The organism is Geodermatophilus sp. SYSU D00815 (genome assembly GCF_054050035.1).
In genome coordinates this window covers 323,037-349,874 of record NZ_JBJGYO010000001.1, presented here as the reverse complement: position 1 = coordinate 349,874, position 26,838 = coordinate 323,037, and the positions used below count along the sequence as shown (strand labels likewise).

Sequence of the window (26,838 nt, the reverse complement as noted above, 5' to 3'; positions counted from 1 at the left end):
CGACCGCCGGGTCAGCCGCCGTCGAGGGCGCGCAGGGCGCTCTCCCAGCGCCGCCGGCGGGCGGGCCCGTCCTGCTCCCACCAGGCGGGGCCGCGCTCCCCCAGCCCCGTCTTCGCCAGCTGCACCCGGGCACGGGCCGCGGCCAGCGCGCTGCCGTCGCCGGCCCGTCCGGCCGACCGCACCGCCGCCCGCGCCCGCCCGAGGTGCTGCTGCAGGCGGGCGCGCACGTCGTCGGGGAGCGCGGGATCGCCGGCCCGCCAGCGGCGGCCGTCGACGACGACCCACCGGCCGTCGTCGGTGCGCTCCACGCTCACCGCGCGCAGCGGGCCGCGAGCTCCGGCAGGACGACGCCGAGCGGGGCCTCGACGCGGACGTCGGCCTTGCCGTCGCCGCGCGTGGGTCCGACGTTCACGATCGCGACCGGGATGCCGCGCTGGGCGGCCCGCAGCACGAACCGGTAGCCGCTCATCACCGTCAGGGAGGAGCCGAGGACCAGCAGGCAGCCGGCGTCGTCGACCAGCTCGAAGCAGGCGGCCACGCGGTCGCGCGGCACCGTCTCGCCGAAGAACACCACGTCGGGCTTGAGCGGGCCGGACCCGCAGGCCGCGCAGTCGACCATCACGAAGCCGTCGAGGACCTCGTCGGGCAGCTCGGCGTCGCCGTCGGGGTTGATCTCGTCGGTGCGCGGCCCGAAGCCGGGGTTGGCCGCCCGCAGCCGCTCGTCGAGCGCGGCGCGGGAGGCCACGTCGCCGCAGGCCAGGCAGATCGTGCGGTCCAGCCCGCCGTGCAGCTCCACCACGTCGCGCGCCCCACCGGCCTGGTGCAGCCCGTCGACGTTCTGCGTGATGATCCCGCCGACCAGGCCGGCCACCTGCAGGTCGGCCACCGCCCGGTGCCCGGCGTTGGGCCGCGCGCCGCGGATCTGCCGCCAGCCCACGAAGCTGCGGGCCCAGTAGCGGTGCCGGCCCCGCGGGTCGTGGGTGAAGGTCTGGTACGTCATCGGCGTGTGGCGGCGCAGCGAGCCCGTGGCGCCCCGGTAGTCCGGGATGCCGGAGTCGGTCGACAGCCCGGCGCCGGAGAGCACGACGACGTCGCCGTCGGAGACGAGGTCGGCCAGGGCCTCCGGGCAGGCGGAGGCGGCTGCGCCGACGTCGGCGGTGAAGGCGGTCGGCGCGGCGGTCACCCCGCCATGGTCCCCCGCCGGCGGCCGGCGTGCCGGGAGCTCAGGCCAGCTCGCGCTCGAGGCGGGTGAGCAGGTCCGCGTACACCCGCCGCAGGCCCTTCGGGGCGAACGTCCGCTCGAAGAAGCCGCCGATGCCGCCGGCGCCGTTCCAGGTGGTGCGCACCCGCACCGTGGTGGCGCCGGCGTCGGCCGGGTGCACCGTCCAGGTCGTCACCATGGAGGAGTTCGCGTCGCGCTCGACGAGCGTGGCGTCGTCGGGCTCGCTGACCTCGACCAGCTGGTCGCGCACCCGCTTCGACGTGGCCGCGAAGCGCCAGCGCACCCGCGTGCCGGCGCCGGTGCCGCCGGACTCGACCCGGTAGTCGCTGAACTGCTCGGGCATAGCCCGGCGGCGGGCGCCCTCGTAGTCGGCCAGTGCGGCCCGGACCCGCTCGGCGGGCGCGCGGACGACGTGCTCGGCGGTGGCCACGACCTCGCTCATGCCGCCCATCCTGCCCCGGGGTCACCACCCGCCCCGGCCGAGGGCGACCCAGTTGTCGCACGGCTGGGCACCGCGGGCGCCGACGCACGGGGGGCGGACCGCGGGCCACCCGGGTCGACCGTCCTCGTCGGTCGTGCGGAGCTCGCGGGCGAGGTCCCAGCCGTTGGCGAAGACCTCGCAGTCGCAGCAGCCGCCGCGTGCCCGCAGCCGGCCCTCCAGCCCCGTGGCCCGCGGCGCCCGCGAGTCCCGCCGGCGGACGGCCCAGCGCAGGGTGCGGTCGCGGCCGAAGGCCGTGAGCATCCGGTCGACGAAGCAGAGCACGCACTCCCCGGGGATCGTGGTCATCGCCGTCACGTCGTCCGCAGGCTGGTGGGCCCGATGCCAGTCGTCGACGACCGCCGGCCGGTCCGCGCCGGGCCGAGCGCGCGGGCCTCGTCGAGCAGGCCGGACCGCCGGTCGACGCGGGTGCCGAAGACGTCGAGCACCAGCGCACCGGGCTCGGCCACGGGCGCAACCCGGCACCGGCCGCGCCGTCCTGCGAGCCCGCGATCGGCGCGGCACCGGACGGGGTACGTGCCGGACGGTGACCACGCCTCCCCGCACCGCCCCGCTGTCCGTGACCCGCACCGGGCAGGGCGAGCCGCTGCTGCTGCTGCACGGCATGGGCAGCTCGCGGCGCGACTTCACCGCCGTCCTCCCCGCGCTGGCCGAGCGCTTCGACGTCCTCGCCGCCGACCTGCCCGGTGTCGGCCGCTCCCCCGCCCTCGACCGGCGGCCGACGGTCGCCGCGCTCACCGATGCCGTCGAGCAGACGCTGGACGCGGAGCAGGTGGGCGCCGTGCACGTCCTCGGCAACTCGCTCGGCGGGCGGATCGGGCTCGAGCTCGCCCGCCGGGGCCGGGCGCGGTCGGTGGTCGCCGTCGCGCCGTCGGGGATGAACCTGCCGCCCGAGCGGGTCGTGCAGGGCGCGGGGATGGTGGTCGCCCGGTTCGTCATGCGCGCCGCCGCCCCGCTGGTCGGGCCGCTGTCCCGCTCGGCGCTCGGCCGCACCGCGCTGCTGGCGCCCCTCAAGGCGCGGCCCTGGGCGACGAGCCGGGAGGAGGCCGTCGGCGCGCGCGAGGGGTTCGCCGACTCCCGCGACTACTGGCGCACCCTGCTGCACGGGATGCTGCTCGACGTCCCGCGCGGCATGGACCGCATCGACCGCCCGGTCACGCTGGTGCAGGGCTGGGCGGACTGGATCGCCTCCGGGCAGACCGTGCGGTACCTGCCGCTGATCCCGGGCTCCCGCTTCCGCCCGCTGCTCGCCGCCGGGCACGCCCCGCAGTCCGACCGTCCCCGCACGATCGTGCGGCTGGTCGAGGAGACGGCGGCCCGGGCTACTCCCGCGACTCCTCCGCGTTGAGGTAGGCGCAGCGGAAGCGCGCGTTCGCCATGGCCTCGGTGAACCGCGCCTCCCACGCCGGGTCGTCGGCGGGGAAGGTGGTGAACACCCGCTCCTCCAGGACGACGGGCCGGCCGTCGAGGCCCGCGTGCCCCTTGCGCAGCAGGACCCGCGTGACGCCGTCGACCTCGTCGTGCGCCACCGACCAGCGCGCGGCGGCGACCTGCGCCGCCAGCCAGGCGCGGTCGCGGGCGGGCAGCGCGGGCGCCGACGCCGCGAAGTCGCCGCGCAACGCCCGCCACGCCGCCCAGGCACCGAGCCCGAGCAGCACGACGACGAGCGCCACCAGCGCCAGCTCGAGGACGACCAGCACGCTGCCGACGGTAGATCCTCGGGACCGCCGTCAGCTCCTCCCGGCGACCGGCTAACCTCAGCCACACCCCGTCGGGCAGCGCCCGCCGACGAGCCCCCGTAGCTCAGGGGATAGAGCATCGGTTTCCTAAACCGTGTGTCGCAGGTTCGAATCCTGCCGGGGGCACGCAGCGGGTGGGCCGCGCCCCTCTCGAGGCGCGCACGGCGCGCGAAGTGGTTCCACCCCGGGGGTGCGCGGGAGTGGGATGGGCCCGTCTCGCGTCGCGGTCGCCACCGACTCCCACCGGGATCCCGGCCGCGACGTCGGCCCGGGAGGCGCCATGAGCACGACCCGCACGTCGGCGACCCAGCTGAACCTGACCGGCCAGGCGCACGTCGCGAACGGTCCCCTCGACATGAGCGCGATGTACGTGATGCACCACGCCTTCCGCCGCGACCTCGAGCGGTTCCCCACCGCCGTCCGGCGGACGCCCCTGGACGACCGGGCCACGTGGCAGTCGCTGGCCCGCCGCTGGGAGCGCTTCGGCATGGTGCTGCACCACCACCACTCGATCGAGGACCGGACCCTCTGGCCGCCGCTGCTGGCGCGCATCGACGGGCAGGGCGCCGCCGCCGACCGCGCCACGCTCGAGGCCATGCAGGCCGAGCACGAGACCATCGACCCGCAGCTGGCCGCCTGCGCCGCCGGCTTCGCCGCCATGGCGCAGCAGCCCCGCGAGGAGGTCCGCGAGGAGCTGGCCCGGGACCTCGCCACGATCCGCGACACCCTGCACCGGCACCTCTCGCACGAGGAGACCGACGCGCTGCCCCTGGTCCAGCGGCACCTGCCCGAGGCCGACTGGCTGGCGTCCGAGGAGGCGGCGAAGAAGTCGTTCGCCCCGCGGGACCTGGCGTTCCTGATCCCGTGGGCGGCCGACGGCCTGGACCGCACGGCGCGCGAGCGGGCGTTCGGCACCGCCGGGCTGCTGTTCCGGGTGCTCTACCGGCTCACCCGGGGCCGCTTCGGGCGGGCGGAGGCGGCCACCTTCCGCTACGCCTGACCCGGCCGCCCCGCGCCGGTCCCACCTGCCCCTTCAGTCACGGCGCGTTCGTGCCGATCACCCGTCCAGGTGACGCAGCACCCCGCGGCGCACGGACGGGTGACAGGGAGGTGGGACGGCGATGCCGACGTCCCCTGCCCCGACCCCACCCGCCGCGACCCACGGCGACCGCCCCGACGGGCACCGGCTGGCGCTGGCCCTCCACGCCGGCGCGCTCACCGCCGCGTGCGTCGCCTTCGGCGTCGACCCCGTCCTGGGCTACCTGGCCGGGGCGCTGAACGTCGTCTTCGCCCTCTACTTCTTCCGGCACCTGGCCTTCGCCGTCTCGGCCGCCCGCTGGGCCGGCGCCGACCTGCTCGCCGCCGACGTCGACCTCGACGGCTGGGCCCCGCCGGTCGCCGTCTTCGTCGGCTGCAAGAACGAGGAGCTGGTCGTCGACGGGATGGTCACCGCGCTGCTCGCGCTGGACTACCCGGCCGACCGGCTGACGATCGTCGTCGTCGACGACGGCTCCGACGACCGCACCGGCGAGCTCCTCGACCGCCGGGCGGCGGCCGACCCGCGGCTGAAGGTGCTGCACCGCGCGCCCGGCGCCGGCGGCGGCAAGTCGGGTGCGCTCAACGACGCCCTCGCCGGCGTCGACGCCGAGGTCGTCCTTGTCTTCGACGCCGACCACGAGCCCGACCCGTACGTGCTGCGCCGCCTGGTGCGGCACTTCCGCGACCCCTCGGTCGGCGCCGTCATGGGCCGCTGCATCATCCGCAACGGCCACGAGTCCACGATGGCGACCACGGTCTTCGTCGACTTCCTCTCCGGCTACCTGGTCAACGAGTACGGCCGCCAGGCCATGTTCGAGCTGCCCGCCTACGGCGGCGCCAACTGCGCGGTGCGCATGTCCACGCTGCGCGAGCTCGGCGGCTGGAACCCGCACACCGTCACCGAGGACACCGACCTCACGCTGCGGGTGCTGCTGCGCGGCCAGCGGGTCCGCTACGACGTCTCCGCCGTCGACTACGAGGAGGCGGTGGTCAGCGCCCGCCGGTTCTGGACGCAGCGCTACCGCTGGGCCCGCGGCCACCAGAAGTGCTTCCGCGACTACTGGAAGCCGGTCCTGCGCTCGCCGCACCTCTCCCTCGTGGAGAAGGGCGAGTCGATGATGTTCCTGCTCGGCTACCACGTGCCGGTGCTGACCGGGTTCGGCGTGCTGCTGAGCGTGCTGCGCGCCTTCGGCGTCGGCGACCAGCCGATCATCGGCCTGCTGCCGCTGTCCATGCTGCTGTTCGTCGGCCCGCTCGCCGAGCTGTCGGTCGGCCTGCTGGTCGGCCGGGTGGAGCGCCGGGCGGCCTGGTCGCTGCTCGGCTTCCTCCCGGCCTTCGCGCTGTCGATCTGGATCACCACCCGCGCCTACTTCGACGGCATGCTCGGCCGCCCGTACACGTGGGTGAAGACCACCCGCTCCGGCTCGGTCTCGACGGTCGCGCCGAAGCAGATGGCGGTGAGCAGCCGGTGACCATCCGGGTGGACACCCGCCGGCGCCCGCCGTGGCGCTCCGGCGGCGGACGGCGGCGGCTCTCGGTGCTCTCCGAGCTGCTGCTGGCGACCGCGGTCTGCGTCGTCGGCTACCGCTACCTCGCGCAGTGGTTCCAGGTGCACGAGGCCGCGTGGGTCGCCGGCTTCCTCGACCTGGTCGGCGTCGAGCAGGTCTCCGGCGTCCTGCCCGGCCGGATCCTGGTCTTCCGCGACGACGGCGAGCTGCTCAACGCCGAGGTCACCGCCTCCTGCTCGGCCGTGCTCTCGGTGCTCGGCCTGACCGCGCTGACCCTCACCGTGCTGCGCAGCCGCCGGCTGCACGCCCTCGCCGGCCTGGCCGCCGCCGTGGCCGGCGTGGTCCTGCTCAACGACGTGCGGCTGGTCGTCTCCACCCTCGCCGGGCTGTGGTGGGGCCACGGCGCGCTGGTGCTCTTCCACGACTGGGTCGGCACGATCTGGACCTTCGCGTCCACCCTCGTCGGCTTCCTGCTCATGGTCTGCCTGACGCTCCCGGCCGCCGAGCGCGCCGAGCAGAACGTCGCCGGCCACCACACCGCCCGGCGCCCGAGCAGCTGGGCCCGCCCCGGCCTGGGCTACCGGCTGCCCGAGCTCGACGAGACCACCCCCACCCGGCGCCGCACCCTCACCAGCCTGGTCCACCGGTTCCTCCTCCCCCGCCCGCTGTCCCGGAGGCTCGCCGCCCGCCGCGAGGCCGGCCGGATCGACTACCGGCTGGGCCACCTGCCGGCCGCGCAGCGGATCGCCCGCGTGCGCGACCTCGCCGCCGACGGCCTGGGCGCGCACACCGCGACCCTGCTCGCCGTCGCCACCTACGAGCAGGACACCCGGGTGCTCGACGCCCTCGCCGAGGCGGTCGCCGCCCGGCAGTGGGAGCCCGTGGTCGACGACCGGGTCGCCGCGCTGCGCCTGTGGGCGCGCGGCTGGCTGTTCCCCCGGCCACCGGCCCCGACGGCCGAGCCGCCGGACCGGCTCCCGCCTCCCGCTCCCGCCCGTCGCTACGCCCGCCTCACCGCGGTGCTGGCGGCGGGCCCCGTCCCGTTCCACGACACCCGCCCCATCCCCATCGACCCCCGGGACCTGCGATGACCCTCTCCCCGCCCCTGCTGCCCGCGCCGCCGGTCGCGGCGTGGCCCGACCGGCCGCCGGCGGTCCTCGTGACCGGCGCCGGCGGCCCGGCCGGGATCGCCGTGGTGCGCCGGCTGGTCGCCCTCGGCTCCCGCGTGGTCGCCGTCGACGCCGACCCGGCCGCCGCCGGGCTCGCCCTGGCCGACGTCGGGCTGGTCGTCCCCCGGGCCGACGCCCCCGGGTTCGTCGACGCGCTGCTCGGCGCCTGCGCGCGGCACGGCGCCGACGCGCTGGTGCCGACCGTCGCCGAGGAGCTGCCCGCCCTCACCGCGGGCGCCGGGCGGCTGGCCGCCGCGGGCGTGGGTACCTGGCTGCCCACCCCGGACGCGGTCGACGTCTGCTGCGACAAGGCCGCCTTCGCCGCCCGCCTGCGCGCCGCCGGCGTGCCCCACCCGGAGACGGCGCACGACGTCGCCGGGGTCGCGGCGGTGCCCGGCCCGTGGATCGTCAAGCCGCGCGCGGGCCGGGGCAGCCGCGGGGTGCAGGCGCTCGACGACCGCCGGGCGGTGGCCGCCGCGCTGCACGCCGACCCCGCGCTCATCGTCCAGCGCCGGCTGACCGGTCGGGAGTTCACCGCCGACGCGCTCGTCGCCCGTGACGGGCGGCTGCTGGCCGTCGTCCCCCGCCTCCGCGACGAGACCAAGGCCGGCATCTCGGTCAAGGGGACGACGTTCGACTCCCCCGCCGTGGCCGCCACCGTGGCCGCCGCGCTGGCCGCGGTCGGGCTGACCGGCCCGGCCAACGTGCAGGGCTTCGTCGACGACGACGGCGCCGTCACCGTCGTGGAGATCAACCCGCGGTTCTCCGGCGGCCTGCCGCTCACCCTGGCCGCGGGCGCCGACGTCGTCGGCACCTACCTGGCCGGCGTCCGCGACCCCGGCGCGGCGCTGCCGGAGCTCTCGTTCCGCCCCGGGGTGCGGATGAGCCGCTACTTCGCCGAGACGTACTCGAGCGAGGACGGCGCCCCCGTGGCCGACCCGTGCGCGGCGGCGGTGAGCGCGTGAGCCGCACCCGGCACGTGCTCGTGCCCTTCGGCACCCGCCCCGAGGTGGTCAAGCTCGCGCCCGTCGTCGCCGCGCTGGCCGCCGCCGGGCACCGGGTGACCGTCGTCGACACCGGCCAGCACACCGACCCGGCGATGAGCTCCGGCCTGCAGGAGGCGCTCGGCCTGGCGGTGACGCACCGCTTCGGGCTGCCCCCCGAGCCGGCGGCGCGCACGGGCGCGCTGTTCGCCGACGCCGCGACCGCGGTCCGCCGCTTCGCACCCGACCTGGTGCTCGCCCTCGGCGACACCAGCACCGTGCCGGCGTACGCCCTGGCCGCCCGGGGCGCCGGGGTGCCGTTCGCGCACGTGGAGGCCGGCCTGCGCAGCTTCAACCCGCGCAGCGTCGAGGAGGTCAACCGCCGGGTGGCCGCCGCGGCCGCGCAGCTGCACTTCGCGCCGACCCGGCGCGCCGCCGCGTTCCTCGCCGGCGAGGGCGTGCCTGACCAGCGGGTGTTCGTCGTCGGCAACCCGGCGATCGACACGCTGGTGGCGCGGGGCGTCCGGCCCACCCCGGTCGGCGAGCGGGCCGGCGTGCTGGTCACCGCCCACCGCCCGACCAACGTCGACGACCCGGTGCGGCTGCGCCGGCTGGTCGCCGTCGTGCAGCAGCTGGCCGACCGCATCGGGCCGGTCACCTTCCCCGTGCACCCGCGCACCGCGAAGCGGCTGGCCGACGAGGGGCTCACCCTCGCGCTCGCCGACCACCCGGGGGTCACGCTGACCGGTCCGGCCGACTACGACACGCTGCTCGCCGCGCTCGGCTCGGCCCGGCTGGCGGTCACCGACTCCGGCGGCATCCAGGAGGAGGCGGCCTACCTGGGCGTCCCCGTGGTCGTGCTGCGCGGCTCCACGCCGCGGTGGGAAGGGGTCGAGGCGGGCACGACGACGCTGGCCACCCTGGCCGACGACGGCGCGGCCGCCGCGGTGCTCGCCGCCGCCGAGGAGCACACCCGCCCCGAGGCGCAGCGGCGCGCCGCCGAGCTGCCCTGCCCGTACGGCGACGGCAGCACCGGCCGGCGGATCGCCGACGTCCTCGCCGACCCGGCCACCGACCGGCTGCTCGCGCTGCCCGAGCCCGACTTCACCGACGGCCGGCTGCCGTGGTGAGCCCGCCGCTGGGCACCGTTCCGCTGGGGATCGTTCCGCTGGGAATCGTCGTCGACCTCGACGACACCCTCTACCCGCAGGCCGACTACCTGGCCGGGGCCGCCGCCGCGGTCGGGCGGGCGGCGGCCGCGGCGGGCCTGGACGGCGCCGCGGTGCACGCCGCGCTCGCCGCCGAGCTGGCCGCCGGCTCCGACACCGGCGGCACCATCGACCGCGCGCTGCTGGCCGCCGGCGTGCCGGCGGCCGACCTGCCGGCCCTCGTGCCGGGCCTGGTGGCCGCGTTCACCGGCCACCGGCCCCAGCGCCTGGACCCCTACCCCGGCGTGCGGACGGCGCTGGCCGCGCTCGCCGCCGCGGCGCCGGTGGCCTGCCTGACCGACGGCAACCCGGTCATCCAGGCCGCCAAGCTGGCCGCGACAGGGCTGGGCGACCTGCTGCCGGTCGTGGTCGTCACCGACGCGCTGGGCGGGCGGCAGCTGCGCAAGCCGCACCCGGCGGGCCTGCTGGCCGTGGCCGAGCGGCTGGGCGTGCCGGCCGACCGGCTGCTGGTCATCGGCGACCGCCCCGGCAAGGACGTCGCCGTCGCCGCGGCCGTCGGCGCGGGCTCCGTCCGGGTCCGGCAGGGCGAGTACGCCACCGCACCCGACGTCCCCGCCGCCGGTGCGGTGACCGCCTCGTTCCCCGAGGCGGCCGAGCTGGCCCTCGCCGCGCTGGCCGGCGTCCCCGCCTGACCCCTCCGGGGGACCTCCCCCGTCCGGGTGTCCAGCGAACGGGCTCGCGTGCCGATGGGACGGGGACGGGCGACGGTCGTCCGGGACTCGAGGACGCAGGTGGACGGCATGCGCGGCACGACGCCGTGGCAGGGACGGCGCAGGCGCGCCGCGGCGCTCGCCGCCGCCCTCGCCGCCGCCGTCGTCGCCCTCCCCGGCACGGCCGCGGCCACCCCGAGCTACACGCCCGGGCACGGCGACGTCGTCCCGCTCCTCGACTGCGTCACCCCCGACGGCCGCGGCGGCTTCACCGCGTGGTTCGGCCACGAGAACACCGGGACGGCGACCGAGCACGTCCGGCTCGGCTCGGCCAACCGCATCTCGCCGAGCCGCTACGACGGCGACCAGCCGACCAAGTTCAAGTCGGGCACCTACAACCGCGTCTTCTCCGTCACCGTGTCCAGCGGCAGCGTGAGCTGGACCCTGGACGGCGACACGGTGACGGCGAGCGCCTCGAGCTCCCCGCGGTGCGGCGCGACCAGCACCCCCACACCGACGCCCACGCCGACCCCGACGCCGACGACCACCCCCACCGACACCGGCGAGATCGTCCCGATCGTCGACTGCATCGAGCGGGAGGACGACTGGGAGTACACGGCGGTGCTCGGCTACACCAGCACCTACCGCACCGCGGTGACGATCCCGCTGGGGGCGGACAACACCGTGCTGCTCGCCCGGGACCGGCAGCCGACCACGTTCCAGCCGGGGACCCACCACGGCGTCGTCAGCGTGCAGATCACCTTCGTCGGCGCCCTGTGGGTGCTCGACGGCAACGCCGTCTACATCGCGCCGGGCCGCGCGCCGGCCTGCCCCGACGAGACGCAGATGCCCGCCGAGGGCAACGACACCGCGCCGGCGATCGCGCTGGCCGGTGCCGCCGTCCTCGGCGTCCTGCTCGTCCGCCGGGCCGGCAAGCGGCTCGGCGGCGGGCAGACCACCCCGGAGCAGGAGGACGGGAATGCGTAGCGTGCTGGCCGTCGGGGCCCACCCCGACGACATCGAGCTCGGCTGCGGGGCCACGCTGCTGGCCCACGCCGCGGCCGGCGACCGCGTCACCATGCTGGTGGTCACGGGCGGCGAGAACGGTCCAGGGGACGCCGACCAGGTGGTCGGCCGCCGTGCCGAGCAGGTGGCGGCGGCCCGCACCCTCGGCGCCGACCTGCGCTGGGGCGGCCTGGTCGACTGCGCCGTCCCCAACGACAGCGGCACGGTCGACGTCGTCGAGACCGTCCTGCGCGACGTCGAGGCCGAGCTCGTCTACGTGCACGCCCCCGACGACAGCCACCAGGACCACCGCACCGTCGCCGCGGCCACCCTCGCCGCCGCCCGGCGCCTGCCGCGGGTCCTGCACTACCAGAGCCCCTCGACGCTGAGCTTCACGCCGACCGTCTTCGTCGACGTGACCGCGCACCTGTCCGGCAAGCTGGCCGCGCTGCGCTGCCACGCCTCCCAGGTCGACCTGTCGGCGATGGTCGAGCCCGACGCCGTGGTCGCCTCCGCCCGCCACTGGGGCGCGCACGCCCGCATCGGCTACGCGGAGGCGTTCGCGCCGACGCGGATGGTGCTCGACCTCGCGCCGGCGCCGCGCACCGCGCCGGACGCCGTCCCCGCGGCCGAGCGGATCACCCTCCTCGCGCCGCACGCCTGAGTCGGCGACCGGGCCCTCCGACGGGAAGCGGACGGCGTTCGTCCCGGTTCGGAGGTTCCGTGCCGCGAGGGTCGCGGCGCGGAAGGAGTTCTCGCGCATGTCCACCGTCGTCACCGGGGCCACCGGCCACCTCGGCCGCCTCGTCGTCGAGGCCCTGCTCGCGCGCGGCGTGCCGGCCGCGGAGGTCGTCGCCACCGGCCGGCGCGTCGAGACGCTGGCCGACCTCGCGCAGCGTGGCGTGACCGTCCGCCGCGCCGACCTCGACGACCCCGCCGCGACGGCCGCCGCGTTCGAGGGCGCCGAGAAGCTGCTGCTGGTCTCGGGCAGCGAACCCGGCGTCCGCGTCGCCCAGCACGCGCGCGCGATCGCGGCGGCGCAGGACGCCGGCGTCGGCCTGATCGCCTACACCAGCATCGCGAACGCCGACACGTCGAGCCTGCTGCTCGCCCGGGACCACCGCGCCACCGAGGAGCTGCTGAGGGAGTCGGGGGTCCCGTGGGTGTTCCTCCGCAACAGCTGGTACCTGGAGAACTACACGTCCCAGCTGCCCACCTGGCTCGAGCACGGGATCGTCGGCGCGGCCGGCGACGGCCGGATCAGCGCCGCCACGCGCGCCGACTACGCCGCGGCCGCCGCCGCGGTCCTCGCCACCGAGGGGCACGCGGGGACGGCGTACGAGCTCGGCGGCGCGGCCTTCACCATGACCGAGCTCGCCGCAGCGGTGTCGGCGGCCACCGGCCGGACCGTCTCCTACACCGACGTCCCGGTGGACACCTACCGCGACGTGCTCGTCGGCGCCGGGCTGCCCGAGGCGGCCGCGACCACGATCGCCGACGGCGACCGCGGCGCCGCCGCCGGCGAGCTGTTCGTGGCGGGCCACGACCTGGAGGAGCTGCTCGGCCGCGCCCCCACCTCGCTCGCCGACGCCCTGGCGGCGGCGGCCTGACGCCGCCGCCGCCCCGCCCGACCGCTATGCGATAATGATTCTCATGACGAGGTGGACGCGGACGGTCGGGGCGGTGACGACGGCGGCGGCGGCCCTGGCGGTGGCCGGGTGCGGCGCGGACGGGCAGGACGGCGGCGGGAGCGGCGGTGGGCTCACCGTGGTCGCCGGCTTCTACCCGCTCGAGTGGGCCGCGCAGCGGATCGGCGGCGACCGGGTCGCGGTGTCCTCGCTGACCCCGCCGGGCGGGGAACCGCACGACCTGGAGCTGACCCCGCAGGACGTCGGCGCCGTCGCCGACGCCGACCTGCTCGTCTACCTGGAGGGCTTCCAGCCGGCGCTCGACGAGGCGGCCGCGAGCGAGGCCGGCGACTCCGCCTGGGACGCCGGGGAGGCGGCCGACCTCTCGCTGACCGCGGAGGACGAGCACGCGGAGGAGGAGCACGCCGAGGAGGAGGCCGGCGGGGAGGAGTCCGCGCACGAGCACGAGGGCGGGGTCGACCCGCACTTCTGGCTCGACCCGGTGCGGCTGGCCGCCGTGGGCGACGCGCTGGCCGAGCGGCTGGCCGGGATCGACCCGGACGGCGCGGCGACCTTCGAGGAGAACGCGGCCGCCCTGCGGGCCGACCTCGAGGCCCTCGACGCCGAGATGCGGGAGGGCCTGGCCGGCTGCGCGGTGACCACGCTGGTCACCGCCCACGACGCGTTCGGCTACCTCGCCGACCGCTACGGTCTGGACGTGGTCGGCATCAGCGGGCTGAGCCCGTCGCAGGAACCCGACCCGGCGCAGCTGGCCGAGATCTCCGCGCTCGTGACCGAGCGGGGGGTCACCACCGTGTACACCGAGACGCTGGTGGACCCGGCCGTCGCCGAGACGGTCGCCGCCGAGGCGGGCGTGCGGACCGCCGTCCTCGACCCGCTCGAGGGGCTGACCGACGAGTCCGCCGGGGACGACTACCTCGAGGTCATGCGCTCGAACCTCACGACCCTCCGGGAAGGCCAGTCCTGCACGTGACCGCGACCGACCGCGAGCCGGCCATCCGGCTGCGCGACGTGACGATCGGCTACGGCGACGTGCCGATCGTGCGCAACGTCGACCTCGAGGTGCGGCACGGCGAGGCCGTCGCGGTGCTCGGCTCCAACGGCTCGGGCAAGACCACCCTCGCCCGCGGGCTGCTCGGCCTGGCCACCGTGCTGGGCGGCGAGGTGGCGTTGCTGGGCGCCCCGATCGGCCGGCTGCAGGAGCGCGGCCGGGTCGGGTACGTCCCGCAGCGGCACACCGTCAGCGGCGCGGTCCCGGCGACGGTCCGCGAGGTGGTCGGGGTGGGCCGGCTGGCCCGCCTGGGCCTGTTCCGCCGGCTCGGCGCGCGGGACCGGGAGGCCGTCGCCCGCGCCGTCGAGGCGGTCGGGCTGGCCGACCGGCTCGGCGACCCGGTGGCGTCGCTGTCCGGCGGTCAGCAGCGCCGGGTGCTGGTGGCCCGCGCGCTGGCCGCCGAGCCGGAGCTGCTGATCATGGACGAGCCGACCGCGGGCGTCGACGCCGCGAGCCAGGAGGCGCTGGCCGCCGTCCTGGCCGGGGTGTCGGCGACCGGGACGACGCTGGTCGTGGTGACCCACGAGGCCGGCCCGCTCGCCGGGGTGCTCACCCGCGCGGTGGTGGTCGACCACGGCCGGATCTGCTTCGACGGGCCGCTGGCCGGGGCCGAGCGGTACTCGGGGGTTGGGCACCACCACGCCGACGAGCCGGGCCGCCCGGGCGCCGCCGGGTACCGGATCGACCAGCCGCGGGTGACGCCGGACGCGGCGCGGGGAGGGCGCTGAGGTGGAGATCCTCGAGTACGGCTTCATGCAGCGGGCCCTGCTCGCCTCCCTGATGGTGGGGCTGGTGGCCCCGGCGGTCGGGGTGTTCCTGGTCCAGCGCCGGCTCTCGCTGCTGGGCGACGGCCTGGGCCACGTCGCGCTCACCGGCGTCGCGCTGGGCGTGCTGACCTCGACCGCCCCGGTGGGGACGGCGCTGGTCGCCGCCGTCCTCGGCGCGGTGCTCATCGAGCTCGTCCGCGCCCGCGGGCGCACCAGCGGCGACGTCGCCCTCGCCGTGCTGTTCTACGGCGGCATCGCCGGTGGCGTCGTGCTGCTCAGCCTCGCCCCGCGCGGGCAGGCCACGAACCTCGAGGCCTACCTGTTCGGCGCGATCACCACCACGACCGCCTCGGACGTCGCGGTGTTCGCGGTGATCACCGTGCTCGTCCTGGGCGTGGTCTGGCTGCTCGGGCAGCGGCTGTACGCGGTGAGCGACGACGAGGAGTACGCCCGGGCCGTCGGGCTGCCCGTGCTGGCGCTGAACATCGTGCTGGCCGCGCTCGTGGCGGCCACCGTGGTGCTCTCCATGCGGGTGGTCGGCCTGCTGCTGATCAGCGCGCTGATGATCCTGCCGGCCGCGGTGGCGCAGCTGGTGGGCCGCAGCTTCCGCCGGACGCTCTACCTGGCCTGCGGGATCGGCCTGGTCGTGAGCGTCGCGGGGACGACGACGTCGTACTACACCGGCACCCCGTCGGGCGGCACGATCGTGCTGCTGGCGATCGCGTTGTTCCTCGTCGTCACCGCCGCCGTGGCGCTGCGCGACGCGACCGCGCGCCGCCGCCACCGCCGCCGCGCCGAGGTGCACGCGGCCCATCCCCACGAGCACGGCGAGGGCTGCGGGCACCGACCGGTTCCGCACGGCGACCACGTCGACTACGACCACGACGGCCACCTGCACGCCGCGCACCGCACGGGCGCCGGGGTGCACTACGACGAGCACGGCGAGCCCACCGCCGCCGCGCCGCCGGCCGGCCGGGCGGGCGCGTCGTGAGCGCGGCCGGACCGGGCGTCGAGGGGACGGCGCGCCGGCGGACCACCCGGCAGCGCAGCGCCGTCCAGGCCCTGCTGGAGGAGCTCGACGGCTTCCGCAGCGCCCAGGACCTGCACGCCCTGCTGCGGCAGCGCGGCGACGGCGTCGGGCTGGCGACGGTGTACCGCGCGCTGCAGGCCCTGGTGGACGACGGCCTGGTCGACGTGCTGCGCAGCGACGACGGCGAGGCGGTCTACCGCCGGTGCTCCCCCGCCCACCACCACCATCTCGTCTGCCGCTCCTGCGGCCGCACGGTCGAGGTGGCCGACCCGCCGGTCGAGCGGTGGGCCGCGCGGATCGCCGCCGAGCACGGCTTCGCCGACGTCCAGCACCAGGTCGAGGTCTTCGGCACCTGCGCGAGCTGCGTCGCCGGCCGCTGACCGCCGCACGGCCTCCCGAGCTCCTGCTCGCGGGGTCGGGTCGCTCCCACGGGCGGTGTCGGCCAGGGTGCTGCCATGGCACTGGTGCGCTGCGACTTCTTCTCCGAGGTGCTGGAACTGAGCACCTCGATGACGGTGGTGCTGCCGCAGGCGACGTCGGGGCAGATCGGCATGACCGGCGCCGCCGGGTCCGGTGACGCCCCCACCCTGTACCTGCTGCACGGGCTCTCCGACGACGACACGATCTGGCTGCGCCGCACCTCCATCGAGCGGTACGCCGCCCCGCTCGGGCTGGCGGTCGTCATGCCGCAGGTCGCGCGCAGCTTCTACACCGACGAGGCGCACGGCAACCGCTACTGGACCTTCCTCTCCGAGGAGCTGCCGGCCATCGCCCGGTCGTTCTTCCACCTCTCCGCCCGTCGGGAGGACACCTTCGTCGCCGGCCTGTCCATGGGCGGCTACGGCGCGCTCAAGTGGGCCCTCCGGCACCCCGACCGGTTCGCCGCGGCGGCCACGCTGTCGGGCGCCGTCGACGTCGCCGGGCTGGCGGGCGTCGCGCACCCGCCCGGGCGCGCGAAGCTCTGGCACACGATCTTCGGCGGCCACCGGGTCGAGGGCACGGACGACGACCTGCTCGCGCTGATCGACCGGGTCGACCCCGCGCACGCGCCGAGGCTGTTCGTCGGCTGCGGCACGGAGGACCCGCTGATCGACCACAACCGCCGCTTCCTCGAGGCCGCCCGCGCCCGCGGCCACGACGTCGCGGAGGACTTCCGCCCCGGCGAGCACGAGTGGGGGCTGTGGGACGCGATGATCCAGGACGTCCTGCGCTGGCTGCCGCTGCGGCGCTGACCGGAACGGTTGGCCGACGCACCTCCGGGGAACACCTGCGACACCTGACTCGTCGGTCTACGAGAAGGCCGTCGTTCCGGGGAGCACGGGTTACCGTGCTGGCACCGCACCGGCAACGGCGCCGGGCGAGGGAAGGTGGACGAAGCAACGATGGAGACGAGTGTGGTCGACGTCCCCGAACGGGGGCGGTTCGAGATCCGGCTCGGCGACCGCGTGGTCGGGCTGGCCAGCTACCACGTCGAGAACGGCACGATGACGCTGCCGCACACCGAGGTCGACCCCGCCATGGGCGGTCGCGGCCTCGGCACGGCCCTGGTGGCCGGCGTGCTCGCGGCCGCCCGCGAGCGCGGGCTGCACGTGCTGCCGTACTGCTCCTTCGTCCGGCGCTACATCCAGCAGCACCCCGAGACCGTCGACCTCGTCGCCGAGGACGACCGGCCGCACTTCGGCCTGGAGCCCGCCACCCGCTGACCTGCACGTCCGTTGTGCGCCACCTAATGTGGCGCAGGTGCCGACGTCGCTGCTGTGGTTCCGCCGTGACCTGCGGCTCTCCGACCACCCCGCGCTGCTCGCCGCGCGCGACGACGCCGGTGCCGAGGGGGCGGTCCTGCCCGTCTTCGTCGTCGACCCGCGGCTGTGGGAGCCGGCCGGGCTCCCCCGCCGCCGCTTCCTGCGCGACTGCCTCGCCGCCCTGGACGAGGCGACCGGCGGCGCCCTGGTCGTGCGCACCGGCGACCCGGCGCGCGTGCTGCCCCGGCTGGTCCGCGAGACCGGGGCGGCCGGCGTGCACGTCTCGGCCGACGCCGGCCCCTACGGCCGGCAGCGCGACGCCGCGGTGGAGCGGGCGCTCGGCGAGGTGCCCCTGGTGCGCACCGGGTCGCCGTACGCGGTGACCCCCGGCCGGATCACCAAGGACGACGGCAGCCCGTACCGGGTCTTCTCCCCCTTCGCCCGCGCCTGGCGCGCGCACGGCTGGCGGGCGCCGGCGCCCCGGCCGCGGCACGTGCCGTGGCTGCGGGGCGTGCGCTCCGAGGACCTGCCCGACGTCGCGGACCTCGACGGCGTCCGCCTGCCGCCGGCCGGGGAGGACGCGGCGCGGGGCGCCTGGCGCCGCTTCCGCGACGAGCGGCTGGCCGGCTACGGCGACACGCGCAACCTGCCCGCGGCCGACGGCACGAGCCGGCTGTCGGTGCACCTGAAGTACGGCACCCTGCACCCGCGCACGCTCCTGGCCGACCTCGCCGCGGCCGACGACGCCCCCCGCGAGCACGTGCGCCGGTTCACCGACGAGCTGGCCTGGCGCGAGTTCTACGCCGACGTGCTCTGGCACCGGCCCGAGACCGCCCACCGGGCCTTCGACGAGCGCATGGGACGGCTGGCCCACGACACCGGTCCGGACGCCGACGCCCGCTTCGCCGCGTGGGCCGAGGGGCGCACCGGCTACCCGATCGTCGACGCCGGGATGCGCCAGCTGCTCGGGGAGGCGTGGGTGCACAACCGGGTGCGGATGGTGGTCGCGTCGTTCCTCACCAAGGACCTGCACGTCGACTGGTGGCGCGGCGCCCGGTACTTCCTGCGGCACCTGGTCGACGGCGACCTGGCCAGCAACAACCACGGCTGGCAGTGGGTCGCCGGCACCGGCACCGACGCCTCGCCCTACCACCGGGTGTTCAACCCGGTGCGGCAGGGACAGCAGTTCGACCCGGACGGCGAGTACGTCCGCCGCTGGGTGCCCGAGCTGCGGGACGTGCCGACCCGCTGGGTGCACGAGCCGTGGCGCGCGCCGGACGGCGTCCCGCCCGGGTACCCGCCGCCGATCGTCGAGCACGCCGCCGAGCGCGAGGTCGCCCTCGCCCGCTACGAGCAGGTGCGCGCCGGTGCCTGAGGGACACACCCTGCACCGGCTGGCCCGCCAGCAGACCGCGCTGTTCGCCGGCCGCCCGGTGCACGTGACCAGCCCGCAGGGCCGGTTCTCCGCCGGCGCGGCGCTGCTCGACGGCCGCGTGCTCGACCGGTCGACCGCCCACGGCAAGCACCTGTTCGGGCACTTCGGCGGCGACGTGCTGCACGTGCACCTCGGCCTGTACGGCAGCTTCACCACCGGCGCCGGCGACCCGCCGCCGGCGCGGGGCGCGCTGCGCATGCGGTGGGTCGCCGACGGCCCCGACGGCCTCGGCGTGTGGACCGACCTGCGCGGGGCCACGGTCTGCGAGGTGCTCACCCGCCCCGAGGTGAGGGGCATCCTCGACCGGCTCGGCCCCGACCCGCTGCGCCGCGGCGCCGACGGCTCGCTCGCGTACCGGCGGCTGGCCGCCAGCCGGACGGCGGTCGGCGCGCTGCTCATGGACCAGTCGGTGCTGGCCGGGGTGGGCAACGTGTACCGCGCCGAGCTGCTCTTCCGGCACCGCGTCTCGCCGTTCCGCCCCGGCCGAGGCGTCGACGAGGAGCTGTGGGCGCGGATGTGGGCCGACCTGGTCGTGCTCATGCGCGACGGCGTGCGGCGGGGCCGGATCGTCACCACGCGCCCCGAGGACCGCGCGCGGCGGCGCGGCCCGGTCGCGCAGGAGGACGCGCACTACGTCTACCGGCGCACCGGGCTGCCCTGCCGGATCTGCGGCACCGAGGTGCGCACGGAGGTCATGGTGGGCCGCAACCTGCACTGGTGCCCGCACTGCCAGGCGGCGTGAGCGGGGCCTCCCCCGGACGGGTCCCCCAGGGGTGTCGGAGCCGCCGGGAGGGCCCCGGGCCCGTGTACCTTTCCGGCCGATGGGACGCGGGGTGCGGGCACTGCTCGTCTCGGGGACGGCCGCCGCTGCGCTGGTCGTCGCGCTCCCGACGGCGAGCGCTTCCGCCGCGCCCGCGGACGGGACCGGCATCGACGTCTCGCACCCCCAGTGCGGCGAACCGCTGCCCGACGCCCGGGCGTTCGGCGTCGTCGGCGTCAACGGCGGACGGGCCACGCTGCCCAACCCCTGCCTGGAGACCCAGCTGGCGTGGGCGCACGAGTCGACGGGCGAGGTCGACGGGCACCCGCCGGTGCAGCTCTACCTCAACACCGCCAACCCGGGCGAGGTGCGCGAGCTGGTCACCACCTGGCCGTCGTCCGGCGACACCCCCTACGGCGAGTGCGACGGCAGCAACTCCACCGCCTGCTCCTGGGAGTACGGCTGGGAGCGGGCCCGCACCTCGGTGACCGAGTTCTTCGTGCCCGCCGCGCGGGCCGCCGGCGTCGAGGCCGACCCCGCCGCCTACACGTGGTGGCTCGACGTGGAGGACGCGAACACCTGGCAGTCCGGCTCGCCGGGGGCGCAGGCCCGCAACCGGGCGACCCTGGAGGGGATGGCGGCCTACCTGACCGCGCGCGGGGGCACGGTGGGGCTCTACGCCGTCCCGCAGCAGTGGCGGGAGATCGCCGGGGCGGTCGCCTGGGACAGCAGCCTGTACCGGCTCGACAGCTGGCTGCCCGGCGCGGTCAGCGCGGACGGCGCGGAGGAGAACTGCGCCGACGAGCCGCTCACCGCCGGCGGCGACGTGGTGCTCGCCCAGTACGTGCGCGACGGCCTGGACCACAACGTCCCCTGCCGCTGACGGCGCCCGGCCTGGTGCGCACCGGCTCCTCGGGGTCAGGATGCGTCCCGTGACCGACGACGGTGTCGAGGCGTCCCCCTCCCCTGCCCGCCCCCTGCGCGTCGCGGTGGTCGGCGCCGGACCGGCCGGCATCTACGCGGCCGACGCGCTGACCCGCCAGGACGCCGTCCCGGTCGCCGTCGACCTGGTCGACCGGCTGCCGACCCCGTTCGGGCTGGTCCGGCACGGGATCGCCCCCGACCACCCGAAGATGCGGGCGATCCGCGACACCCTGCACCGGTTCCTCGACCACCCGCTGGTGCGCTTCGTCGGCAACGTCGACGTCGGCACCGACATCTCGCTGGAGGACCTGCGCCGGCACGTCGACGCCGTCGTCTACACCTACGGCGCCTCCCGGGACCGGCAGCTCGGCATCGAGGGCGAGCAGCTGCCCGGCAGCCTCGCCGCCACCGACCTCGTCGCCTGGTACTGCGGCCACCCCGACGCCGACCGGGGGCTGGTGGAGGCGGCGCTGCGCGAGGCCCGCTCCGCCGTCGTCGTCGGCGTCGGCAACGTGGCCCTCGACGTCGCCCGGGTGCTCTCCCGCACGCCGGAGGAGCTGGACCCGACCGACATGCCGCAGCACGTGCTCGACGTGCTCGCCGCCGCGCCGGTGCGGGAGGTGACGATCCTCGGCCGCCGCGGCCCCGCGCAGGCCGCCTTCACCACCCAGGAGCTGCGCGAGCTCGACGGGCTGGCCGGCGCGCAGGTGCTCGTCGACCCGCGGGACCTCGAGCTCGAGGCCGACGCCGAGGAGCGGGCGCAGGCCGACCGCGTGGTCAGCCGCAACCTGGCGGTGCTGCGCGAGTGGGCCGCGCACGAGGTGGACCCGGGCCGGAACCCGCTGCGGCTGCGGTTCTTCAGCCGCCCGGTCCGGCTGATCGGCACCGACCGCGTGGAGGCGGTCGAGATCGAGCGGACGGCCGTGGACGGCGACGGGCGGGCCGTGGGCACCGGTGAGTTCGAGGTGCTGCCGGCCGACCTCGTCGTCCGCTCGGTGGGCTACCGCGGGCTGCCGCTGCCGGGCCTGCCGGTCGACGAGCGCACCGGCACGGTGCCCAACGAGCAGGGCCGCGTGCTGCGCGACGGCGCCCGCTCGCCCGGCGAGTACGTCGCCGGCTGGATCAAGCGCGGGCCGACCGGCGTCGTCGGCACCAACAAGCACGACGCCCGCGAGACGATCGCCGCCCTCCTGGCCGACGCCGCCGACGGGACGCTGCGGGTCGGCGGCCCCGTCGACGACCTCGTCGACACGCTGCGCCACAGCGGCGCCGAGCCGGTGCTGCTGGAGGACTGGCGGGCCATCGACGCCGCCGAGGTGGCCCTCGGCGCCACCCGCGGGCGGGCCCGCACGACGCTGCACGAGCGGGAGTCGCTGCTGGCCGCGGTGCGCGAGGCGGCTGCCGCCGCGGCGCGCTGACCCGGCGCCGCGGTCACGAGGCGACCGACGCCTCCACGGCGCAGCGGACCTTCACCTCGGCCAGGAACTCGGCCACGGCGGCCCTGCCGATCTCGTCCGACGGCGCCCGGACGGCGGCGCGGTAGGGAGCGAACACCGTGGAGGAGGTGATGGCCGCCGGCACCGCGACGGGCATCTCGCCGAGGGAGCGCAGGACCGCCATGAGACGGGTGCTCATCCCGTGCAACCTCGCGAACTCCTCGTCGTGCTCCAGGTCCATGGCCGCCAGCGCCGCCCGGGCCAGGGCCGCGCCCGAGACGCAGCACTCGGTGACGGCCAGCAGCCACAGGTGCGGCAGGTCGCCGCGGCCGGCGGCACCGCGCAGGTCCGCGACGAGACCGGCGTCGTACGCGTCCTCGCCGGTCAGCCGTGCCCGCACCGTGACGGCCTGCAGCGCGGCGACGACCAGCGGCCGACCGAGTGCCTCCTCGGCCGAGCGCGGCGGGACCTCGCCCGGACCGGACGGTGGCGCGGTGAACGTGCGCGGGTCGGCGGGCAGCTCCGGGAAGGGGACGGGGGTGCGGGTGAGGGGGCCGGCGGTGGCCGCGGCCGTCGTCACCGGCCGAGACCGGACGACCGGCGGCAGCACCCGCTCCTGCACGAGCCGCCACGTCGCCGCGGGGCAGGGGCCCGCGTACCTGCGGAAGTCGCCGCGTCGCATCGGGATGCGCCGGTCGAGCCTCAGCCAGCTCGTCCCCGGCGTGCGGTCCCACCCGGTCCTCGGGATCTGCACGTACCCGCGGCGGGTGGACTGGTCCTGGCTCGTGATCATCAGGACGACCAGTTCGTCGTCGGACGCCTCGATCACCACGCAGGGGCGGTCCTTGCTCTCCGCGACCTCCGCGAAGGGCACGTCGGCCCACCAGATCTCGCCCACTCCCGGCCCGGTGCGCACCGGTCGGTCCGCGGGGCGGGGACGAGCCCGGACCGGCTGGCGCAGGAGCGCGCGCAGGGTCCGGGGCAGGGCGGTGACGGGGAAGACGTCGCGCCACAGGCCGACCAGGGCGGGGTACCCCGCGCCGAGGAGGGGACCGAGCACGAGCGCGACGTCGTCGAGCCCGACGAGCGTCAGCACCCGGGTCCCGGCCACCCCGCCGCCGACGAGCCACAGCGTCGACCGCACCGCCCGCGGGACCACCGTGGCGGCGTCCGGCCGGAAGCCTTCCCGGCGCCGCCGCCGCCAGTGGTGGGCCACCACCCCGCCGAGCAGCACCGGCAGCGCGCCGAGCGCCAGCAGCGGCTCGCCCTCCATCGGAGCGCCGGAGCCGGGGAGTCCCAGCACCGCGTCGAAGGCGCCGGAGCCGGAGAGCCCACGCACCAGCACGTGCACCGGTGCGGTGCAGAGCGCGGCCGCGACGATCAGTCTCCAGAAGTGGCGCACGGCCGCCTCACATCCTCACCAGTTCGGCGTACGAGGGCTCGCGGACGAGCACCCGGACGTCGCGCAGCGCCAGGACGCACAGGGCCAGGCCGACGAACGGCGCGACGTAGACCAGGGCGTCGTCGAGCGGGTCGAGCACGGCGGCGAGGAACCAGTCCCGCTCGGGCCGGGGCGCCGGTCCGTAGAGGAGCGCGCCGATGCCTCCCATGAGCAGGGCGGCCTCCACACCGCCGCGGTCGGTCGGCTCGTGCAGCAGCCGCGAGCGTGCGTCGTGGAACGCCAGGCGACCGAACACCCACGAGCGGGAGAGCGCGACGACGACCCACGCCACCAGGGACAGCCCGGCCGTCGCGGCCGCCGCCAGGAGCGGTCCGGGCGGCTGACCGCGCCAGTAGAGCAGGGCCAGCGCGGTCGTCCCGCCCCCGAACACCAGCGGCAGCACCACGGCATCGAGGGCGAGACCGGACGTGCGCCGGCGCGTCCACGCGCGCAGCCGCCGGTCGTCCTCCGCCTCGCGGGCGGCCCGGTGCACCTCCCCGATGGCGCGCGTCACCTCGCGCAGGCCGTCGTCGACCGGCGCCAGCACGTCGTCCACGAGAACCCGTGGCACGCCGTCCAGGCCGAACGGCAGCGGCCCGGAGACCCCGGTCGAGGTGTCGCGCAGGACGCGGGTGAGCTCCTGCACCGCCTCGGGCCGGACGTCGGCCACCCGCCGGCCGACGTCCACGACCACGCGTCCCAGGTGCTGGACGTGCGTGCGGAGCTGGGCGGCCGTGGACACGCGGTCGGCCTCGTACCACTCGCGCAGGCGCTCCTCGGCCTCCTCGACCGCGGGGCCGATGACCGACACCAGGGCCTGGTGGGCGAGCAGCCCGGAGACGAACGCGCGGTACTCGGCCCAGGACATGGCGGTGGAGGCGTCGTGCTCGCCGAGCACGGGACCGCCCCGGTCAGAGGTGCCGACGCGGGCCTCTGCGGCCGCGATCACCGCGCGCACCAGGTCCGAGGCCGGTGGCGGCTCGACGACCACGCCGTGGTCCCTGTCGACGCCGGTCAGCCGCACGCCTCCGTCCGTGACCGCCAGGCCGGCGTCGACCTCGGTGAGGGGGGCGAGGTCCACCCCCGGGCTCCGGGCGGACGCGTCGGTGTCGACCAGGGCGAGCACGTGGACCCCGGACGCGGCCCCCGTGCGCGCGAGGGTGAGCAGCCGGTCCAGCTCCGCGGGCCCGTAGTGGGCGACGTCGAGCGCCACGACCAGGTGGCAGGGCTCGGCCACGCCGGTCGTCGCGTTGTACTCGGCGAGAGTGGCATGGCTGCCCTGCAGGTACCGCTGCGAGACGGTGGCCACCCGGCGGGCGAGGCCGTCGAGGGTGTCGCGGATGTCCGATGCCGTGACGGCGGTGGGCGCGAAGACCCCCGTGGGGGTCGCGCCCACCGGGCCGAACCGCGCCAGCGAGGTCCCGCTCTGGTGGGGGTCGAGCACGTGGACGAGCAGCCCGCCGGTCGGCGCCGTGGCGATCGCGCGCACCAGGAGCGACTCGACGACCCCCAGCAGCAGCGGCCGGTCGGCCGCGCCACCGACGAGGGTCACGTTGGCCGTCGCGGGGTTCGGCAGCAGCGCCTCGGTCAGGTCCTCGCCCCCGCCCGTGGCGAGGGCGCCGACGCGGAACAGCCCGGGCAGGCCGGCCGGCGGGTGGTCGAGCCGGTCGGACCACCCCGCGCCGCGAAAGGACATCCTCGCGGCGGGCGGCAGGGCGAGCATCCCCTCGGTGAGCGCGGCCCGCAGCACGTCGTGCTGTCCGGCGGCGGCCTGCTCCCGGGTGGCGCGGTCGGCGGCGAGCAGCACCCGGGCCGCCTGCACCCGCTCCTCGGTCGCCGTCCCGGTGGCGACCAGGGTCGCCCGGAGAGCCGCGTACGCCCGTCCGGCGGCGGAGGCGAACCCGCCGACGGCGGCGTGCAGCCGTTCCTGGGCCGCCGTGAGGTGGTCGGAGGGGGTCACGACGACAGCATCGACACGGGGGGTCCGAACTTGAGCAGTTCCGGACGGATCCGGCCCGTACAAGGGTGCCTGGCGGGCGCCCGGCGCCGTCAGCGCCGGGCCGCGGCGACCAGGCCGGTGAACAACCGGACGTCGTCGCCGACCTCCGGGTGGCCCTGCACGCCGACCACGAACCGCGCGCCGTCGAGCTCGGCGGCCTCGATCGTGCCGTCGTCGGCCCAGGCCACCGCGGACAGGCCGGCGCCGAGCTCGTCGACCGCCTGGTGGTGGTGGCAGGCCCAGGTGGCCTCGGTGCCCACCAGCCCGGCCAGCCGGCTGCCGGGTGCGATCCGCACGTGGTTGTCGCCGTAGGTCCCGGGCGACGGCACGTGCGCGTCGGTGCCCACGACCTCGGGCAGGTGCTGCACCAGCGTCCCGCCGCGGTGGACGGCGAGCAGCTGCAGCCCGCGGCAGACGGCGAGCACCGGGAGGTCGCGCTCCAGCGCCCCGGCGAGCACCGCCAGCTCCGCCTCGTCGCGGTGCGGCTGCGCGGGACCGGTGCGCGGGGACCGGGCCGCGCCGTACCGGGCCGGGTCGACGTCCGCGCCGCCGGCGAGCACCAGCGCGTCGAGCCGGTCGAGGACCTCGACGTCGTCGGCCAGCGGCGGCAGCAGCACCGGGATCCCGCCGGCGGCCGACACCTGCCGGACGTAGTCGGCCGGCACCAGCACGGCGGGGCAGTTCCACACGCCCCACCGGGCGGTCTCCCGGTAGGTGGTGATGCCGACGACCGGCCGGGCGGTCACAGCGGGGTCACGTACGCCCCGGAGATGCCGCCGTCGACCAGGAAGGTCGAGGCGGTGATGAAGGAGGCGTCGTCGGAGGCGAGGAAGCAGGCGGCCGCGGCGATCTCCTCGGGTTCGGCGAAGCGGCCCATCGGCACGTGCACCAGCCGCCGGGCGGCCCGTTCCGGGTCCTTCGCGAACAGCTCCTGCAGCAGCGGGGTGTTCACCGGGCCGGGGCAGAGCGCGTTGACCCGCACCCCCTGCCGGGCGAACTGCACGCCGAGCTCCCGGCTCATGGCGAGCACGCCGCCCTTGGACGCGGTGTAGGAGATCTGGCTGGTCGCCGCCCCCATGACCGCGACGAACGACGCCGTGTTCACCACCGCTCCCCCACCGCGCTCGAGCAGGTGCGGGATGCCGTACCGGCAGCACAGGTAGACCGAGGTCAGGTTGACCTCCTGCACCAGCCGCCAGGCGTCGAGCTCGGTCTCCAGGATCGAGTCGTCGTCGGGCGGTGAGATGCCGGCGTTGTTGAAGCAGACGTCGAGGCCGCCGAAGCGGTCGACGGCGGCGGCGTACATGCCCTGCACGTCGTCGGCGTCGGTGACGTCGGCCCGCACGAACAGCCCGTCGATCTCCTCGGCCAGCGCCTCGCCGCCGTCCTCGTCGAGGTCGGCGACGACGACGTGCGCCCCTTCGGCGGCGAAACGCCGGGCGCTGGCCCGGCCGATCCCGCTCGCCGCGCCCGTGATGACGGCGACCTTGCCCTCCAGCCTGCCTGCCACTGCTCCTCCTCCTGGCGAGATCGGCGATCTCGCACGTCGTGGGGCGTCGAAG

At 76.8% G+C, this 26,838-nt stretch carries 30 protein-coding genes and 1 tRNA gene; 21 read left to right on the top strand and 10 right to left on the bottom strand.

Translation table 11 applies throughout. The annotated features are described in order from the left end of the window. Window positions 1-11: 11 nt before the first annotated feature. The 5 genes from ACI78S_RS01755 to ACI78S_RS01735 are packed head-to-tail and all read right to left on the bottom strand — an operon-like array spanning window position 12 to window position 2,170. Window positions 12-314 (bottom strand): biopolymer transporter Tol, encoded by a 303-nt coding sequence (locus ACI78S_RS01755; protein WP_456970473.1) that lies wholly within the window; start codon window positions 312-314, stop codon window positions 12-14. Continuing rightward, a complete protein-coding gene (locus ACI78S_RS01750; RefSeq protein ID WP_456970472.1) occupies window positions 311-1,183 on the bottom strand; it encodes an NAD-dependent protein deacetylase in 873 nt (290 codons plus the stop codon). Before ACI78S_RS01750 ends, ACI78S_RS01755 begins: the two co-directional genes overlap by 4 nt. A 40-nt stretch (window positions 1,184-1,223) precedes the next feature. Continuing rightward, window positions 1,224-1,664 (bottom strand): SRPBCC family protein, encoded by a 441-nt coding sequence (locus tag ACI78S_RS01745; protein ID WP_456970471.1) that lies wholly within the window; start codon window positions 1,662-1,664, stop codon window positions 1,224-1,226. A 21-nt stretch (window positions 1,665-1,685) separates the two neighbouring features. After that, on the bottom strand, window positions 1,686-2,009 hold the full coding sequence (locus ACI78S_RS01740) for a DUF2695 domain-containing protein (protein ID WP_456970470.1): 324 nt from the start codon (window positions 2,007-2,009) through the stop codon (window positions 1,686-1,688). A 5-nt stretch (window positions 2,010-2,014) separates the two neighbouring features. Next, the gene (locus ACI78S_RS01735; protein WP_456970469.1) at window positions 2,015-2,170 is read right to left on the bottom strand and encodes a hypothetical protein; all 156 of its coding nucleotides are present in this window, start codon (window positions 2,168-2,170) and stop codon (window positions 2,015-2,017) included. Between the two features lie 77 nt (window positions 2,171-2,247). Here ACI78S_RS01735 and ACI78S_RS01730 point away from each other — a divergent pair, with 77 nt between their 5' ends. Further along, the gene (locus tag ACI78S_RS01730; protein WP_456970468.1) at window positions 2,248-3,069 is read left to right on the top strand and encodes an alpha/beta fold hydrolase; all 822 of its coding nucleotides are present in this window, start codon (window positions 2,248-2,250) and stop codon (window positions 3,067-3,069) included. Here the strand turns inward: ACI78S_RS01730 and ACI78S_RS01725 are convergent. Beyond that, entirely contained in the window at window positions 3,044-3,421 is a 378-nt protein-coding gene (locus tag ACI78S_RS01725; RefSeq protein WP_456970467.1) for a hypothetical protein, read from the bottom strand. The two genes, ACI78S_RS01730 and ACI78S_RS01725, sit on opposite strands and share 26 nt — an antisense overlap. Window positions 3,422-3,513: 92 nt before the next feature. On the opposite strand from ACI78S_RS01725, the gene ACI78S_RS01720 reads away from it, so the two are divergent. The 20 genes from ACI78S_RS01720 to ACI78S_RS01625 all read left to right on the top strand — a co-directional run bounded on the left by ACI78S_RS01720 (window position 3,514) and on the right by ACI78S_RS01625 (window position 21,818). Then, window positions 3,514-3,586, top strand: a tRNA-Arg gene (locus tag ACI78S_RS01720). A 154-nt stretch (window positions 3,587-3,740) separates the two neighbouring features. Continuing rightward, a complete protein-coding gene (locus ACI78S_RS01715; protein WP_456970466.1) occupies window positions 3,741-4,460 on the top strand; it encodes a hemerythrin domain-containing protein in 720 nt (239 codons plus the stop codon). Between the two features lie 121 nt (window positions 4,461-4,581). Continuing rightward, window positions 4,582-5,970: a glycosyltransferase gene (locus tag ACI78S_RS01710; RefSeq protein ID WP_456970465.1), complete on the top strand. Its 1,389-nt coding sequence runs from the start codon at window positions 4,582-4,584 to the stop codon at window positions 5,968-5,970. Then, window positions 5,967-7,097, top strand: coding sequence for an exosortase/archaeosortase family protein (locus ACI78S_RS01705; protein ID WP_456970464.1), 1,131 nt, complete (start codon window positions 5,967-5,969; stop codon window positions 7,095-7,097). The genes ACI78S_RS01710 and ACI78S_RS01705 overlap by 4 nt, the downstream gene beginning before the upstream one ends. After that, window positions 7,094-8,140, top strand: coding sequence for an ATP-grasp domain-containing protein (locus tag ACI78S_RS01700; protein ID WP_456970463.1), 1,047 nt, complete (start codon window positions 7,094-7,096; stop codon window positions 8,138-8,140). Before ACI78S_RS01705 ends, ACI78S_RS01700 begins: the two co-directional genes overlap by 4 nt. Continuing rightward, complete coding sequence (gene wecB / locus ACI78S_RS01695; protein WP_456970462.1) at window positions 8,137-9,288, top strand: non-hydrolyzing UDP-N-acetylglucosamine 2-epimerase; 1,152 nt, start codon at window positions 8,137-8,139, stop codon at window positions 9,286-9,288. Before ACI78S_RS01700 ends, wecB begins: the two co-directional genes overlap by 4 nt. Further along, entirely contained in the window at window positions 9,285-10,019 is a 735-nt protein-coding gene (locus ACI78S_RS01690) for an HAD family hydrolase (protein WP_456970461.1), read from the top strand. Before wecB ends, ACI78S_RS01690 begins: the two co-directional genes overlap by 4 nt. Window positions 10,020-10,127: 108 nt before the next feature. Next, entirely contained in the window at window positions 10,128-11,024 is an 897-nt protein-coding gene (locus tag ACI78S_RS01685; RefSeq protein WP_456970460.1) for a hypothetical protein, read from the top strand. Next, window positions 11,017-11,706, top strand: coding sequence for a PIG-L deacetylase family protein (locus ACI78S_RS01680; RefSeq protein WP_456970459.1), 690 nt, complete (start codon window positions 11,017-11,019; stop codon window positions 11,704-11,706). Before ACI78S_RS01685 ends, ACI78S_RS01680 begins: the two co-directional genes overlap by 8 nt. Window positions 11,707-11,803: 97 nt before the next feature. Then, entirely contained in the window at window positions 11,804-12,652 is an 849-nt protein-coding gene (locus ACI78S_RS01675) for an NmrA family NAD(P)-binding protein (protein WP_456970458.1), read from the top strand. Between the two features lie 43 nt (window positions 12,653-12,695). Continuing rightward, window positions 12,696-13,664, top strand: coding sequence for a metal ABC transporter substrate-binding protein (locus tag ACI78S_RS01670; RefSeq protein WP_456970457.1), 969 nt, complete (start codon window positions 12,696-12,698; stop codon window positions 13,662-13,664). Further along, window positions 13,661-14,470 (top strand): metal ABC transporter ATP-binding protein, encoded by an 810-nt coding sequence (locus ACI78S_RS01665; protein WP_456970456.1) that lies wholly within the window; start codon window positions 13,661-13,663, stop codon window positions 14,468-14,470. The genes ACI78S_RS01670 and ACI78S_RS01665 overlap by 4 nt, the downstream gene beginning before the upstream one ends. A gap of 1 nt (window position 14,471) precedes the next feature. Next, window positions 14,472-15,500, top strand: coding sequence for a metal ABC transporter permease (locus tag ACI78S_RS01660; protein ID WP_456970455.1), 1,029 nt, complete (start codon window positions 14,472-14,474; stop codon window positions 15,498-15,500). Next, window positions 15,497-15,919: a Fur family transcriptional regulator gene (locus ACI78S_RS01655; protein WP_456970454.1), complete on the top strand. Its 423-nt coding sequence runs from the start codon at window positions 15,497-15,499 to the stop codon at window positions 15,917-15,919. The genes ACI78S_RS01660 and ACI78S_RS01655 overlap by 4 nt, the downstream gene beginning before the upstream one ends. Before the next feature lie 75 nt (window positions 15,920-15,994). Beyond that, window positions 15,995-16,771 (top strand): alpha/beta hydrolase, encoded by a 777-nt coding sequence (locus ACI78S_RS01650; protein ID WP_456970453.1) that lies wholly within the window; start codon window positions 15,995-15,997, stop codon window positions 16,769-16,771. Window positions 16,772-16,921: 150 nt separating this feature from the next. After that, window positions 16,922-17,242 (top strand): GNAT family N-acetyltransferase, encoded by a 321-nt coding sequence (locus ACI78S_RS01645; protein ID WP_456970452.1) that lies wholly within the window; start codon window positions 16,922-16,924, stop codon window positions 17,240-17,242. 37 nt (window positions 17,243-17,279) lie between these two features. Continuing rightward, complete coding sequence (locus ACI78S_RS01640; protein ID WP_456970451.1) at window positions 17,280-18,656, top strand: cryptochrome/photolyase family protein; 1,377 nt, start codon at window positions 17,280-17,282, stop codon at window positions 18,654-18,656. Beyond that, window positions 18,649-19,458, top strand: a complete 810-nt coding sequence (locus tag ACI78S_RS01635) for an Fpg/Nei family DNA glycosylase (protein ID WP_456970450.1) — start codon at window positions 18,649-18,651, stop codon at window positions 19,456-19,458. The genes ACI78S_RS01640 and ACI78S_RS01635 overlap by 8 nt, the downstream gene beginning before the upstream one ends. Before the next feature lie 79 nt (window positions 19,459-19,537). Next, window positions 19,538-20,359, top strand: coding sequence for a hypothetical protein (locus ACI78S_RS01630; RefSeq protein ID WP_456970449.1), 822 nt, complete (start codon window positions 19,538-19,540; stop codon window positions 20,357-20,359). Window positions 20,360-20,408: 49 nt separating this feature from the next. Continuing rightward, complete coding sequence (locus ACI78S_RS01625) at window positions 20,409-21,818, top strand: FAD-dependent oxidoreductase (RefSeq protein ID WP_456970448.1); 1,410 nt, start codon at window positions 20,409-20,411, stop codon at window positions 21,816-21,818. A 13-nt stretch (window positions 21,819-21,831) separates the two neighbouring features. Here the strand turns inward: ACI78S_RS01625 and ACI78S_RS01620 are convergent, their stop codons facing one another. The 4 genes from ACI78S_RS01620 to ACI78S_RS01605 form a co-directional block, all read right to left on the bottom strand. Beyond that, the gene (locus ACI78S_RS01620) at window positions 21,832-23,238 is read right to left on the bottom strand and encodes a type II toxin-antitoxin system PemK/MazF family toxin (RefSeq protein ID WP_456970447.1); all 1,407 of its coding nucleotides are present in this window, start codon (window positions 23,236-23,238) and stop codon (window positions 21,832-21,834) included. A gap of 7 nt (window positions 23,239-23,245) precedes the next feature. Further along, the gene (locus ACI78S_RS01615) at window positions 23,246-25,237 is read right to left on the bottom strand and encodes a hypothetical protein (protein WP_456970446.1); all 1,992 of its coding nucleotides are present in this window, start codon (window positions 25,235-25,237) and stop codon (window positions 23,246-23,248) included. 89 nt (window positions 25,238-25,326) lie between these two features. After that, window positions 25,327-26,022 (bottom strand): gamma-glutamyl-gamma-aminobutyrate hydrolase family protein, encoded by a 696-nt coding sequence (locus ACI78S_RS01610; RefSeq protein ID WP_456970445.1) that lies wholly within the window; start codon window positions 26,020-26,022, stop codon window positions 25,327-25,329. Next, window positions 26,019-26,786: a 3-oxoacyl-ACP reductase gene (locus tag ACI78S_RS01605; RefSeq protein ID WP_456970444.1), complete on the bottom strand. Its 768-nt coding sequence runs from the start codon at window positions 26,784-26,786 to the stop codon at window positions 26,019-26,021. The genes ACI78S_RS01610 and ACI78S_RS01605 overlap by 4 nt, the downstream gene beginning before the upstream one ends. Window positions 26,787-26,838: the final 52 nt, after the last annotated feature.